Origin of the sequence: Halorubrum salipaludis, assembly GCF_002286985.1 — an archaeon.
GTDB classification, from domain to species: Archaea; Halobacteriota; Halobacteria; order Halobacteriales; family Haloferacaceae; genus Halorubrum; species Halorubrum salipaludis.
In genome coordinates, this window is the sequence record NZ_NSKC01000003.1 from 439,502 (window position 1) to 452,706 (window position 13,205).

Annotated in this window: 14 protein-coding genes; 10 read left to right on the forward strand and 4 right to left on the reverse strand. The window is 71.0% G+C overall.

All coding sequences use genetic code 11. From position 1 onward, the window contains the following. Positions 1–22: 22 nt before the first annotated feature. The 5 genes from CK500_RS07725 (at position 23) to CK500_RS07745 (ending at position 3,694) form a co-directional block, all read left to right on the forward strand. Entirely contained in the window at positions 23–787 is a 765-nt protein-coding gene (locus CK500_RS07725) for an RNase P subunit p30 family protein (RefSeq protein ID WP_095636657.1), read from the forward strand. Continuing rightward, positions 771–1,397, forward strand: coding sequence for a class I SAM-dependent methyltransferase (locus CK500_RS07730; protein ID WP_095636658.1), 627 nt, complete (start codon positions 771–773; stop codon positions 1,395–1,397). The genes CK500_RS07725 and CK500_RS07730 overlap by 17 nt, the downstream gene beginning before the upstream one ends. A 7-nt stretch (positions 1,398–1,404) precedes the next feature. Next, the gene (locus CK500_RS07735; RefSeq protein WP_095636659.1) at positions 1,405–1,884 is read left to right on the forward strand and encodes an Rpp14/Pop5 family protein; all 480 of its coding nucleotides are present in this window, start codon (positions 1,405–1,407) and stop codon (positions 1,882–1,884) included. Positions 1,885–1,888: 4 nt separating this feature from the next. Then, positions 1,889–2,692 (forward strand): archaeal proteasome endopeptidase complex subunit alpha, encoded by an 804-nt coding sequence (gene psmA, locus CK500_RS07740; RefSeq protein ID WP_095636660.1) that lies wholly within the window; start codon positions 1,889–1,891, stop codon positions 2,690–2,692. Positions 2,693–2,809: 117 nt separating this feature from the next. Continuing rightward, positions 2,810–3,694, forward strand: a complete 885-nt coding sequence (locus CK500_RS07745; protein ID WP_095636661.1) for an SDR family oxidoreductase — start codon at positions 2,810–2,812, stop codon at positions 3,692–3,694. Between the two features lie 25 nt (positions 3,695–3,719). Here the strand turns inward: CK500_RS07745 and CK500_RS07750 are convergent, their stop codons facing one another. After that, complete coding sequence (locus tag CK500_RS07750) at positions 3,720–4,229, reverse strand: hypothetical protein (protein WP_095636662.1); 510 nt, start codon at positions 4,227–4,229, stop codon at positions 3,720–3,722. Between the two features lie 227 nt (positions 4,230–4,456). Here CK500_RS07750 and CK500_RS07755 point away from each other — a divergent pair, with 227 nt between their 5' ends. The 4 genes from CK500_RS07755 to CK500_RS07770 all read left to right on the forward strand — a co-directional run bounded on the left by CK500_RS07755 (position 4,457) and on the right by CK500_RS07770 (position 9,572). Beyond that, positions 4,457–6,382 (forward strand): beta-CASP ribonuclease aCPSF1, encoded by a 1,926-nt coding sequence (locus tag CK500_RS07755; protein WP_095636663.1) that lies wholly within the window; start codon positions 4,457–4,459, stop codon positions 6,380–6,382. A 331-nt stretch (positions 6,383–6,713) separates the two neighbouring features. Continuing rightward, positions 6,714–8,510, forward strand: coding sequence for a histidine kinase N-terminal 7TM domain-containing protein (locus CK500_RS07760; protein WP_095636664.1), 1,797 nt, complete (start codon positions 6,714–6,716; stop codon positions 8,508–8,510). Positions 8,511–8,542: 32 nt separating this feature from the next. Beyond that, entirely contained in the window at positions 8,543–8,914 is a 372-nt protein-coding gene (locus CK500_RS07765; protein WP_095636665.1) for a methylglyoxal synthase, read from the forward strand. A 115-nt stretch (positions 8,915–9,029) separates the two neighbouring features. Next, on the forward strand, positions 9,030–9,572 hold the full coding sequence (locus CK500_RS07770) for a DUF7332 family protein (protein ID WP_095636666.1): 543 nt from the start codon (positions 9,030–9,032) through the stop codon (positions 9,570–9,572). 53 nt (positions 9,573–9,625) lie between these two features. Here CK500_RS07770 and CK500_RS07775 read toward each other — a convergent pair whose 3' ends face one another. Next, positions 9,626–10,699 (reverse strand): NAD(P)/FAD-dependent oxidoreductase, encoded by a 1,074-nt coding sequence (locus CK500_RS07775; RefSeq protein WP_095636667.1) that lies wholly within the window; start codon positions 10,697–10,699, stop codon positions 9,626–9,628. 224 nt (positions 10,700–10,923) lie between these two features. On the opposite strand from CK500_RS07775, the gene CK500_RS07780 reads away from it, so the two are divergent. Next, positions 10,924–11,241: a hypothetical protein gene (locus CK500_RS07780; protein WP_095636668.1), complete on the forward strand. Its 318-nt coding sequence runs from the start codon at positions 10,924–10,926 to the stop codon at positions 11,239–11,241. Positions 11,242–11,291: 50 nt separating this feature from the next. Here CK500_RS07780 and CK500_RS07785 read toward each other — a convergent pair whose 3' ends face one another. Together CK500_RS07785 and CK500_RS07790 are read right to left on the reverse strand one after the other, a co-directional pair. Continuing rightward, positions 11,292–11,963, reverse strand: coding sequence for a metallophosphoesterase family protein (locus CK500_RS07785; protein ID WP_095636669.1), 672 nt, complete (start codon positions 11,961–11,963; stop codon positions 11,292–11,294). Positions 11,964–12,482: 519 nt separating this feature from the next. After that, on the reverse strand, positions 12,483–13,148 hold the full coding sequence (locus CK500_RS07790) for an O-methyltransferase (protein WP_095636670.1): 666 nt from the start codon (positions 13,146–13,148) through the stop codon (positions 12,483–12,485). Positions 13,149–13,205: the final 57 nt, after the last annotated feature.

Below are 13,205 nucleotides of genomic sequence, written 5' to 3' on the forward strand. Positions count from 1 at the left end.
CCCGGAGCCGAAACAGGCGGGCATGTACGAGGCCGTCCACGCTCACCCAGACGGCGACGCGACCGCCGCCCGCCACGCCGCCACCGCGGCGCGGTACGGGTACGAGGGGGTCGTCGTCCGGACGCGAGACGCGCTCGATCCGGTCGGCGGGGACGCGGACGGCGGCGGCTCCGGAACCGGCGGGGACGCGGTCGACGATCGGTCCTCGGAGGCCGCCGCGCTCCGCGAGGAGTACGGGGTCGACGTCGTCGACGCGGTCGAGATCGACGCCGACAGCGCCACGAGCGCCTCGGGCGCGGTGGGCAACTACCGGACCGAGCGCACCGTGGTCTGCGTCGTCGGCGGCGACGACGGCCTCAACCGCTTCGCGGTCGAGGAGCCGCGCGTCGACGTGCTGGTCCGTCCGATGGACGGGTCGGGGGACTTCAACCACGTCCTCGCGAAGGCCGCCCGCGACAACGGTGTTCACGTCGAGTTCGACCTCGGGCCGCTGTTCCGCGCCACCGGCGGGAAGCGGGTCCGCGCGCTGGCGGACCTCCGGAAGCTCCGGGAGATCGTGACCTACTACGACGCGCCCCACGTCGTCAGCGCGAACCCCCGGTCGCACCTGGGGCTCCGTGCGCCGCGCGAGGTCGTCGCCGCCGCGGAGGCGGTCGGGTTCGACGCCGAGTGGGTCGAGGAGGGCCTCCGGGCGTGGGGCGAGATCGCGGCCCGAAACCGCGAGCGGCGCTCCGAGGCCTTCATAGAGCCGGGGGTCCGACTGGGACGGTATGAAGAAGACGGTTGAGGAGCACGCCGCGCGCTTCTCCGAGAAGGCCGCCGAGTACGACGACTCGAAGAGCGACGAGTACCACGCGTGCGCGAGCCTCGTGATCGAGTACGCCGACCCGACCCCCGACGATATCGTCCTCGATCTCGGCGCCGGCACGGGCGCCATCGCGCTCGCGGTCGCCGAGGACGCGGAGCGGGTGCTCGCGCGCGACATCAGCGAGGGGATGATGGAGGAGGGGCGCCGCAAGGCCGACGCGCGCGGGATCGACAACGTCGCGTTCGCGTACGGCGAGTTCCGCGATCCCGGGATCGACCCCGACCAGCGGGTCGATATCGTCACCTCGAACTTCGCCTTACACCACCTCGCGGACGACGAGAAGCGCGAGGCGATCCGCGAGATGGCCGCCACGGGCGCGCGCCGGATCGTCCTCGGCGACGTGGCCTTCTTCGAGGAGCCGGACCCCGACGCGCCCTTCTACGGGCCCGAGGTCGACGACCCCGCGACCGTCGGCACCCTCGTCGAGGCGTTCACGGCCGAGGGGTTCGCGGTGACCGCGGTCGAGCGCGTCCACGACCAGGTGGCCGTGATCGTCGCGGAGCGCGACGCGGCGCTGGGAGACCGGTGATCCGGCCGTGAAACACCTCCCCAAACACCTCCGGCCGCGCTGGCGGTACCTCGCGGTCGGGATCGAGACGTGGCCCGAGGCCGACCTCGGGCGGCGCGCGTTCCAGCGCGCGCTGTGGTACGCCGCGGGCAACCTCCTCGGCGACGCCGGCAGCGCCGACGCCGACCTCACGCTCCTGGCCTTCTCGCACGACGGCGGGGAGGGCGAGGCGATCGTCCGGGCCCGCCACGGCCACGTCGACGACGCGCGCGCCGTGATCGGGTGCGTGAGCGAGGTCGACGGCGACCCCGTCGGGATCCGCGTTCGCGGGATTTCGGGGACGGTGCGTGCCTGTGAGGAAAGATATATGGGTCGCGCGGGCGGTAGTTCGACACAGCGAGACGTCGCGTTCGAGGGTGCCGAGCGGTCCGCGGTCGTGCGCGGCGACGCGCGCGACGTGCGGACCGAGTCGGGGTACGTCGGCGCGGCGGCGTTCGACACCGAGTGATATCATGCAGGGACAATCCCAACAGCAGGCGTACGACCGAGGAATCACTATCTTCTCTCCCGACGGCCGGCTCTACCAGGTCGAGTACGCCCGGGAGGCGGTGAAACGCGGGACGGCGAGCGTCGGCGTCCGCGCCGAGGACGGCGTCGTCCTCGCGGCGGACAAGCGCGCCCGCTCCCCGCTGATGGAGCCGGAGAGCATCGAGAAGCTGCACAAGGCCGACGACCACGTCGGCGTCGCGAGCGCGGGCCACGTCGCCGACGCCCGCCAGCTCATCGACTTCGCGCGCCGACAGGCGCAGGTGAACCGCCTGCGCTACGGCGAGGCGATCGGGATCGAGACGCTCACCAAGAACATCACCGACCACATCCAGCAGTACACGCAGGTCGGCGGCGCGCGCCCCTTCGGCGTCGCGCTGATCGTCGGCGGGATCGAGAACGGCGAGCCGCGCCTGTTCGAGACCGACCCGTCCGGCACCCCCTACGAGTGGCAGGCGCTGTCGATCGGCTCCGACCGGAGCGACCTCCGCGACTACTTAGAGGAGGAGTACGAGGAGGGGCTCTCCACCGACGAGGCCGTCGCGCTCGCGCTCGACACCCTCGCGCAGTCGAACGACGGCGAGCTGTCGCCCGAGGGCGTCGGCGTCGCGACGATCACCGTCGACGACCCCGAGTACACGGTGCGGCCGACCGACGAGATCGAGGAGGTCCTCGCCGAGCGCGACCTGCTCCCTGACGAGGAGGACGCGGCCGACGGAGAAGACGGCGCTGACGCGGCCGACGAAGCGGACGACTCCGACGAGGAGTAACGCGCCGGCGCCCCGCGCGGGCACATTCTTCCGTTCCGTCCGTCCACCCGTTTCGTTCGTCCCGTCCGTCCGCCCGTCCCTATTCCGTCCGCCAGCTTGTCGCCGGTCGGGAGAGTTATGGCGCCGGGGACCGACCGACGACGCGTGCAGAAGACGGTACTCATCACCGGCTGTTCCTCCGGCATCGGGCGCGCCGCGGCGCGCGCGTTCCTCGACGAGGGGTGGACCGTGTACGCGACCGCGCGGAATCCCGCGGACATCCAGACGCTCGGCGAGGCGGGCTGCGAGCTGGCGACGCTCGACGTCACGGACCAGTCCGACATCGACCGCGTCGTCGACCGGATCTTAGACGAGGAGGGCGCGATCGACGCGCTGATCAACAACGCCGGCTACGGCCAGTTCGGGCCGGTCGAGGACGTGCCGACCGCGAAGGTCCACGAGCAGTTCGACGTGAATGTGTACGGCCCGCACCGGCTCATCAAGGCCGTCCTCCCCGGAATGCGCCGCGAGCGAGACGGGACGATCGTCAACGTCTCCTCCGTCGCCGGCCGGGTGTCGATCCCCGGCGGCGGCGTGTACAGCGGCTCGAAGTTCGCGGTCGAGGCGCTCTCGGACGCGCTCCGCAACGAGGTCGCGGAGTACGGGGTCGACGTGGTCGTCGTCGAGCCCGGTCCCGTGCAGACGAACTTCGCGAAGCGGGCGGAGCGGGAGGCGGGCGCCGACGACGCGGACGGCGAGGCCGACGACGGCGGGCTCGACCGCTCGGGCGCCTACGAGGAGTTCTACGCGATCTTCGAGGACACGCAACTGCTCGGCGGCGACGGACCGGGCGCGATCGAGCCCGAGGTCGTCGCCGACGCGATCGTCAACGCCGCGAGCGCGACCCAGCCGCCGGCGCGGGTCCAGCCCGGCACCGTCGCCCGGATCGGCGTGCTCGCGCGGTTCCTCCCCGACGCGATCCTCGATCGGGGGTACGAGCTCGTCCGGAAGTTCACGAGCTGATCTCGGTCGGCGGTCGGGTCGACGCTCACTCCCCGCCGCCCGCCCCCACCGCGAACGGGTTCTCTCCCTCCCGCCAGTCCCATCCGGGGAGCCGCGTCTGGAACCCCGCCGCGAGCGCGGCGTCGAGGTCGTCGGCGCCGGCCGCGCCCGCGCCGTCGGCGGTCGCGTCCTCCGCGACCCGCACGTCGACGAGGTGGAACGTCGCCTGCGCGAGCAGCGAGAGGGGGCGTCCGCCGGCGACCGTCGCGGCGAGCTCGCGGCCGAGCACCTCGTCGACGACGAACCCGGGGTAGTCGCCCGCCACGTCGAGGTCGCGGAGCAGGGCGACGCAGCCGGCGACGTTGACGGCGACCTCGCCGTCCGCGAACACCGCGTCGACCTCGCGGCGGTACGCCTCGGGGGTGACCGGGTCAACCTCGGTCTCGAAGAGCCCGCCCAGCCGATCGCGGGTCTCGTTGATCACGGGGACGACGACCGGCGCGCGATCGCGGACCCACGCGTGCTCGTCGCGGACCGTCTCGGTCGTGATGCGCATGGGGCCGCGTTCGGCGGGCGGGGGTTTGCCATTTGCGAAGGGTTTTATAACGACCGGGCTAATCATCAGCTAAGCGGGTTTTCGCTGGCTGTTCCCGCACGGTACCACCTACGGACAGTACTACCACTATGCCTATCCCGTCACGGTCGACCGTTCGGCGCCGAGCCGCGTACCGGAACGCGAGACGACTCGACGGCGACGGCGATCGCGGCGACCCGCGGTGAGATATGAGTCAAGTCGATAAGCAACTCGATACCCTGAAATCAGAGATCGAACAGGAGATTCCGAACGACATCACGGTCACCGACGTGAAATACGAGGGACCGGAACTGGTCGTGTACACGCGCGACCCCAAGGAGTTCGCCGGCGACGGCGACCTGATCCGCCGGCTCGCCTCGAAGCTCCGGAAGCGGATCACGGTCCGTCCGGACCCGAGCGCCCTCTCTCCCCCGGCCCGCGCCGAGGAGGAGGTCCGCGAGGTGATCCCGGAGGAGGCCGGCGTGACCGACCTCGACTTCCACGAGGACACCGGCGAGGTCGTCATCGAGGCCGAGAAGCCCGGCATGGTGATCGGCCGCCGCGGCTCGACGCTCCGGGAGATCACCCAGGAGGTCGGCTGGACCCCCGAGGTCGTTCGGACGCCCCCGATCGAGTCCTCCACCGTCTCGAACGTGCGCGGCTTCCTCAAGAACGAGCGCGAGGAGCGACGCGACATCCTCGAACGCGTCGGCCGGCAGATCCACCGCGAGGAGATGTCCGACGACGAGTGGGTCCGGATCACGACGCTCGGCTGCTGTCGCGAGGTCGGCCGCGCCTCCTTCATCCTCTCGACGCCCGAGACGCGCGTCCTGATCGACTGCGGCGACAAGCCGGGCGCGGAGGGAGAGGTGCCGTACCTCCAAGTCCCCGAGGCGCTCGGCGCCGGCGCCGCGACCCTCGACGCGGTCGTGCTCACCCACGCCCACCTCGACCACTCGGCGCTCATCCCGCTCCTCTTCAAGTACGGCTACGACGGCCCGATCTACACGACCGAGCCGACCCGCGACCTGATGGGCCTGCTCACCCTCGACTACCTCGACGTCGCCGCCAAGGAGGGCCGTACGCCCCCCTACGAGTCGGCGCAGGTCCGCGAGGCGATCAAACACACCATCCCGCTGGAGTACGGCGACGTGACCGACATCGCGCCGGACGTGAAGCTCACCTTCCACAACGCGGGCCACATCCTCGGCAGCGCGGTGACCCACTTCCACATCGGCGACGGCCTCTACAACGTCGCCTTTTCCGGCGACATCCACTACGAGGACACGCGCCTGTTCAACGGCGCCGTCAACGACTTCCCGCGCGTCGAGACGCTCGTCTTAGAGTCCACCTACGGCGGCCGCGACGATTACCAGACCGACCAGGAGGACTCCGAGGAGGCGCTCAAGGAGGTCATCAACGAGACGTACGAGCAGGGCGGGAAGGTCGTCATCCCCGCGTTCGCCGTGGGGCGCTCGCAGGAGATCATGCTCGTCTTGGAGGAGGCGATGCGCGAGGGCGAGATCCCGGAGATGCCCGTCCACCTCGACGGGATGATCTGGGAGGCGACGGCGATCCACACCACCTACCCCGAGTACCTCCGCGACGACCTCCGCGACCGGATCTTCCACGACGACGAGAACCCGTTCCTTGCCGACCAGTTCAACCACATCGACGGCGGCGAAGACGAGCGACAGGATGTCGCCGACGGCGAGGAGTGCATCGTCATCTCCACCTCCGGGATGATCGAGGGCGGGCCGATCATGTCGTGGCTCCGCCACATCGGTCCCGAGCCGGAGTCGAACCTCGTGTTCGTCGGGTACCAGGCGCAGGGGACGCTCGGCCGCCGGATCCAGAACGGCTGGGACGAGATCCCGGTCGACGGCTGGGGCGGCGGCGGCCGCGGCGACACGCTCACCCTGGAGATGGGCACCGAGGTCGTCGACGGCTTCTCCGGCCACGCCGACCGGCAGGGGTTAGAGAACTTCGTGAAGACGATGAACCCGCGCCCCGAGAAGGTGCTGTGCGTCCACGGCGACGAGCGCTCCGTCCAGGACCTCTCGTCGGCGCTGTACCACGACTACAACATGCGGACGTTCGCCCCGAAGAACCTGGAGACGTTCCGGTTCAAGTAAGCCGATCGGCCGGAGAGACCGCGTCGTTCCGGCCGCCGAGCGCGATACTCGGGTGCGTTCTCGGTTCCTCCGAATATTGACAGAGATATTTTAATACGGACCCTTTTATTCCCCTACGAGAGCACAGAGACACGCGTCGACGACGTGTGGCGACACCGCCACGTCTCGACGGGGACGCCACGTCGGGGACGGGCGGTCCGCGTCCGTTCCCGATCGCGGAGCGTCCCGGTATCGGTGCGGAGACCCGTTCGATGCGGCCTGAGACCGGACGACGTCCGACGGGTCCGCGGCCGGCTCGGCCCCCGACGAACACGCCGGACAGGAACCAGATATGTCCACTCACCACGTCGTTTACGTCCTCCTGATCGCCGCCTCCGGCGTGCTGTCGGCGTCCCTCTCCGTCGGCGCCCTGCGCAACCGCGACATCGTCGGCGCGCTGCCGCTGGGGATCCTGCTTTCTGCCGTTACGCTGTGGTCGGCCGGAAAGCTCGTCGAGCTCGCGAGTCCGGGGTTGGCGGCCACCGTGTTCTGGGCGAACGTCCAGTACCTCGGGATCGTCGTCGTCGTCGCGACGTGGCTGCTCTTCGCGCTCGCGTACACCGGCCGGAGCGAGTGGCTGACCGGCCGCACCGTGCTCCTGTTGGCCGTCGAGCCGGTGCTCGTGCTGGCCGCGATCGGGACCAACGGGAGCCACGGCCTGTTCCGGACCTCGACGGACCTCGTGGCGTACGGGTCGCTCACGGGGCTGATGTCGACCCCCGGACCGGCCTTTTGGATCCACTCGGCCTACTCGTACCTCCTCCTGCTCCTCGGGGCGGTCCTGATACTCCGACTGGTGGCCCGCTCGGGCCGCCTGTTCCGCAGTCAGGCGGTCGGACTGCTGCTCGCGGTGTTCTCTCCGTGGATCGGCAACGGGCTGTTCCTCGCCGGCGTCGCGCCCCCCGCGCTCGACACGACGATCATCGGCTTCTCGGTCACGGGGACCGTGCTGGCGGTTATCACCGTCCGTCACCGGCTCCTCGACATCGTCCCGGCCGTCCGCGAGGTGGCCCGCGACGAGCTGATCGAGAGCATGACCGACGCGGTCCTCGTCGTCGACCACCGGAACCGCCTCGTCGACGCCAACCCGGCCGCGGAGTCCCTCCTGGGGGAGCCGATCGGTGACGCGGTCGGGGAACCGATCGACGAGGTGTTTCCCGCGCTCGCGGACGCGGTCGAGGGGAGCGAAAGCGACGGCGGCGCGAGCGACGGAGGCCGGGCCGAGGGCGGCGCGAGCGACGGAGGCCTGGCCGATGGCGGCGCGAGCGACGACGACGAACCGTTCCGGACGGAGATCGAACGGCGGGAGGAGAGCGCGGTCCGCTACTACGACGTGCGGGTCTCCCCCCTCGAGCGCGGCCTCGGGGCGCCGACCGGGCGGCTGATCAGCCTCCGTGACGTCTCCGACCAGCGACAGCGGGAGCAACAGCTGGAGGTGTTGAACCGGCTGTTGCGTCACAACTTCAGAAACGACGCGACCGCCATACAGGGGAACGCGTCGCTTCTCAGGGAGGAGGTCACGGATCCGGCAGCCCTGCGGCGACTCGAAACGATCAACCGGACCGTCGAGACGATGATCGAGCGCAACGAGCGGTTCTCGCACCTGATCGGGCGACTGGACGACTCCGACCGCGACTCGATCGACCTCACGGCGGAGATCGAGGGGGTGGTCGCGGACAAGCGCCGCCGACATCCCGAGGTCACTATCGTCTTCGACCGCGCGGACCCGATCAGGGTCGACACCGGCGAGATCGTCGTCTCGGCGCTGGACGAACTCATCACCAACTCGATCGATCACAACGACGCCGAGCGTCCCCGCGTGCGAGTCTCGGTGACCCCCGCGGAACGGAGCGAACGCGACGCCGTCCGGATCCGGATACGCGACAACGGTCCGGGAATTCCCCCGCACGAGATCAGGCCGATCGACCGGGGGACCGAGACGCCGCTGGAACACGCGAGCGGCGTCGGCCTCTGGCTGGCGACGTGGATCATCCGCGAGGTGGACGGGTCCATCACCTTCGCCGAGGACGGGGACGGGGCCGCGGTGACCGTGTTCCTCCCCGCGGACCGGTCGTCCGGGCCCGAGTGACCTTTTAAGGACCCCGGTCGAGTACGCTCCGTATGCGCATCGCGCTCATCGCTCACGACGAGCTGAAAGACGAGATGGTCGAGTTCGTCAGCGCCCACGCCGACGCCCTCGGCGCGTGCGAGCTCGTGACGACGGGGACCACGGGCAAGCGGATCGCCGACGAGACGGGACTGGCGGTGAACCGGCAGGCCTCGGGGCCGTACGGGGGCGACCTCCAGATCGGCGCGAAGATCGCCGACGGGGCGATCGACGGCGTCGTCTTCCTCCGCGACCCGCTCACCGCGCAGGCCCACGAGCCCGACATCTCCGCGCTCCTGCGAGTCTGCGACGTGAAGGACGTGCCCCTCGCGACGAACGTCGCCTCCGCGGAACTGCTCGTCGAGGGGCTCCTCGAAGGGGCGTGACCGGGAAAGCGGCGTCCGTGGCCGCGTCGCGCCGCACCCGCTTCCGACGCACCGAGTATCAGACCGGATAACCGGCCCCGCGCCGTTTTTACCCGGCCGGCCGTAGCCCCACCCGATGACGCGCCGCTCTCGGTCCGGACTCACCGCCCGCGTCGCGGTGTCGGTCGCGCTGCTCCTTGTCGTCGCGACCGTCGCGACCGGAGGGCTCGCCGGCGCCGCGGCGGCGACGTCCGGCGGCGACGCCGGGGCGCCGGGGGGATCGGACGGCGGCGGTGCGCTCGCCGCGGACCGCGTCGCTCCGCCGACCCAGTGCTTCGCGGGAGCGGGGCACCCCATATCCATCGGGGACGGCGGCGGCAGTGGGGCGGCGATCGAGGCGCTCGTCCACCTCTCCGTGCTGACCGACCCGGCCGCCGGCAACGAGTTCGGGATGGAGGCGGCGGGGACGCTCGACGGCGAGCCGATCGTGGTCCTCGGCGCCGGGGTCCGGCTGACCGCGCGCGAGGCCGTCGCGGACGGCGTCGACCCGTTCGCGGCGTTCGACGTGCTGTACGCCTACGAGCTGCGGCTCCCGATGTTCGACGGGTCGATCGGCGACTCGGAGTACCGCGACGACGGGTCGCCGATCGACGCCGGCGCGGGCGTGGTGCCCTGCTAGCCGGACTCGGCGAGTTATAACGTATCCCGACCGGTCCGCTCGGCGACGCAGACTCAGTCGTCGTCGGCGGCGGGCTGCTCCGTCTCGGCGCTTCCCTCTCTCCGCGGGCCGCCAGCGTGCCCCTCGTGGGCGACCGCGGTCGCCATGAGCTCCGGCGAGATCGCGGGCACCTCGTCGGCGTCGACGGGGCCGTCGCGGGCGATATCTTCCGTCGAGCGCGGGAACTCGCGGATCTCCTTGTGGATCGCGAGGCCGGCCTTCGCGCCCTGCCCCATCGCGACGGGCACCTGGTTGTGTCCGGGGGTGATGTCGCCGACCGCGAAGACCCCGTCCTCGCTGGTGCGCCCGTGGTCGTCGACATCGATCTCGCCGCCGTCGGTCAGGTCGCAGCCGAGCCCCTCGGCCAGGGCGGTGTTGTAGTCGGAGCCGTACATCGGGAACCCGCCGCGGTACTCGCGGCGGGTGCCGTCCTCGAACTCCAGGGCCTCCAGCCACCCGGAGTCAGGGTCGTTCTCGACGCCCGTCACGTCCTCGCGGACGACCTCGACGGGGTGCGCCTCCAGCTGTGCCGCGGTCTCGTCGCTCCACGTCGGCTCTTCGCCGCGGGTCAACAGATCCACGTCGTCGGTCACGTTGAGCATGATCATCGCGACGTGGGCGGCCGCCTCGCCGTGGCCCATCACGTACACCGGCTCGTCGACGAACATGTAGGCGTCGCAGTGGAGACAGTAGTGGAGCCCCCTTCCCGTCCGCGGGAGCGGCGGGTCCGGGCGCTCGTCGGAGAAGCCGGTCGCGAGCACGACGCGGTCCGCGGTGAGTTCCGCGTCGTTCGTCGAGAGGCGGAACCGGTCGTCGCCGGTGCGCTCGACGTCGGTGACGAAGCCGCGCTCGAACGTCCCGCCGTACGACTGCACCTGCTCGCGGCCGGTCTGGAGGAACTCGTTGCCGGAGGTCTCCTCGGTGACGCCGATCACGTTGTGGGTGTCGGCCATCATCGCTGCACGGCCGCCGCCGCGGTCGATGAGCACCGTCTCGTGACCCAGTCGCGCACCGTACAGCGCGGTCGTCAGCCCCGCGGGGCCGCCGCCGACCACCGCGATATCGTACTCGTCGTCGGACGAACTCATTACCGGACCTACGCGTTGCGCCGGTTTAAATGAAGTCGTGCTGTGCGCGAGCCGCGACCAGCCCGCACCCGGCGCGGACGGGTCGCCGAGCCGGCCCCTACTCTCGGCCGTCAGGTTCGCCGCCCTCGCCCCGTCAGGTTCGCCGCCCTCGGACGCCCGGTTCGCGTCCGTCGGTTCGGCGCGTCCCCGGAAGCTTATACCGATCCACCGCGTGCGCTGTGCCAGTGCCATCGCGACTCGCCGCCGCCGTCGTGATTCTCCTCGTCGGTGCAGTCGCCGACGTCGCCTCGACGTACGTCGCCATCTCGGGCGGCCAGTACGTCGAGGGGTCGCCGGTGGGCGCCGCGTTCATCGCGACGTTCGGCCTCCTCCCCGGAATGCTGCTCACCAAGGCCGCGGGGATGGTCCTCATCGGGATCCCCGTCGCGGTCGCGGGCGGGACCCGCCGGCTGGTCGCGACCCTGATGTGCGCCGGCGTCGGCGTCCTGTCGCTCGCGACCGCGGTCCGGAACGTCCTCTTCGTCGCCGGCGTCTGGCCGTGAGCCGGCGTGCGGGCGGGATCGCGCGCTCGCCCCGATTCACTCGCTCTGATTCACTCGCCCTTATACAGCCGCGCGGCGGTCCGCTCGGGGAGCCCGGCGTCGGCGACCGCCTCGCTCACGCGGTCCACGTCGTACGCGACGCGCCGCAGGTCGACCGCGCCGCGCTGCGTGTCGAGCACGGCGTACCCCGCGTCCGGGTCGCCGTCGCGCGGCTGGCCGACGCTCCCCGGATTGACCACGACCCCGCCCGCGACCGACCGCTTTCCCTGCACGTGGGTGTGTCCGAGCACGATCCCGTCGTGCTCGCCCATGTGGCGGTCCAGGTTCGGGAACTCCTCCGGGTAGACGTAGGCGTCCTCGCGCTCGGCCGCGGGGTGCGAGTGGACGAGGAGGTACCGGTCGCCCGCGAACGTCTCGGCGCGCGGGAGGCCGTCGAGCCACGCGCGCTGGTCGTCCGAGAGCGACGCCTTCGCGTGTTCGAGGCCCGCCTCCGCCATGCGGTTGGCCCGGTAGCGCTCGGGCGTTCCGACGGTGCGGTCGTGGTTCCCCCGGACCGTCTTCGCGGCGACCTCGCGTACGCGCTCCACGCACTCGGCCGGCCACGGGTTGTACCCGATCACGTCGCCGGCGCAGACGATCCGGTCGACCGCGGGCATGTCGTCGAGGACGGCCTCGAGCGCGGGCAGGTTCGCGTGGACGTCCGAGATGAGCCCCACTTTCATCGAGTCGTGGTTCGGCGTCGACGCCCGAATAGGTTCTCCCCGTACGCGGTATTGGAGGCAGTCGATCGCTTGGAGGCGGCTGCCGGCGATCCGACGGTGAACGCCTCAAAAACTCCGGCCGCTCGACAGCACGTGATTGACCTCTCCGCGGTGAAGACTTCCAAAGCCCCAGCCGCTCGCTCATAAATGGTTGCTGTCGGATCGACGGTGAACACCGCCAAAGCCCCAGCCGCGGGGCGGGCGCACGCTCGCTGCGCGCTTTGGTCGCTCGCTGCGCGCTTTGGTCGCTCGCGTTGCTCGCTCCCTGCAGTGCTTGCGTCGCCTGCGCCCGCCCCGCGGCTGCCCCTTTGAGTCCACCCGACCGCACAGCAACCGCACCTCACGCCTCCCCAGCCTCGTCAGTCGTCGTCGCTTCGCTCCGACGACTGACTCCCTCGCGCGTGCTCCTCGGCCGCGAGGCGGCCTCGGAGGCACGCGCCGACAGCAGTTTGCTTATAATGAGTCCACGACGCCCGCTCTTCACTCCACCTTCGTCGACACCGCGATCCCGGAACCGACCGGGAGGATCGCGGTCTCGACGGCGTCGTCGGAGCGCACCGTCCCGACGTACTCGCCGATGCCGCGCGTCTCGCCGTCGACCTCGGGGTCCGGCAGCGGCGCGCCGTCCTCGAAGTGCGCGACGAGGTCGCCGAAGTCGATCGGCCCGCGGGTGATGTTGTCGGCGACGATCACGCCGCCCGTTCGGACCTTCGGGAGGACGGTGCGGTACGCCTCGGCGTACCGGCCCTTCTGGTGGTCGATGAGGACGACATCGAAGGGACCGTCGTAGCGCTCGACCGTCTCCATCGCGTCGCCGACCTCGAAGGTGACGCTGTCGGCGTACCCGCCGTCGGCGGCGAACCGGACGCCGCGCTCGGCCTCATCCTCGTCGAACTCGGTGCAGATCACGGCGTCGGCGCCGCCCCGGAGGAACCACGTCGCGGAGTAGCCGAAGCCGGAGCCGAACTCGAAGACGCGATCGGCGTCGGTCAGGCGGGCGAGCAGCCGGAGGACCGCGCCCGCCTCCGGGCCGATGATGGGGAACCCCCAGTCGTCCGCGAGGGCGGCCATCTCCGCCTGCGTCGCGGTGTGCTCGGGCGCCGTCGCGGCCAGGAAGCGCTCGGTGGCGTCGGGGAGGACGTCCATGGTCCGCGTTCGACCGGACGGCACTTGAAACCGCCCGTCGGCGGGAGGTCGGCGGTT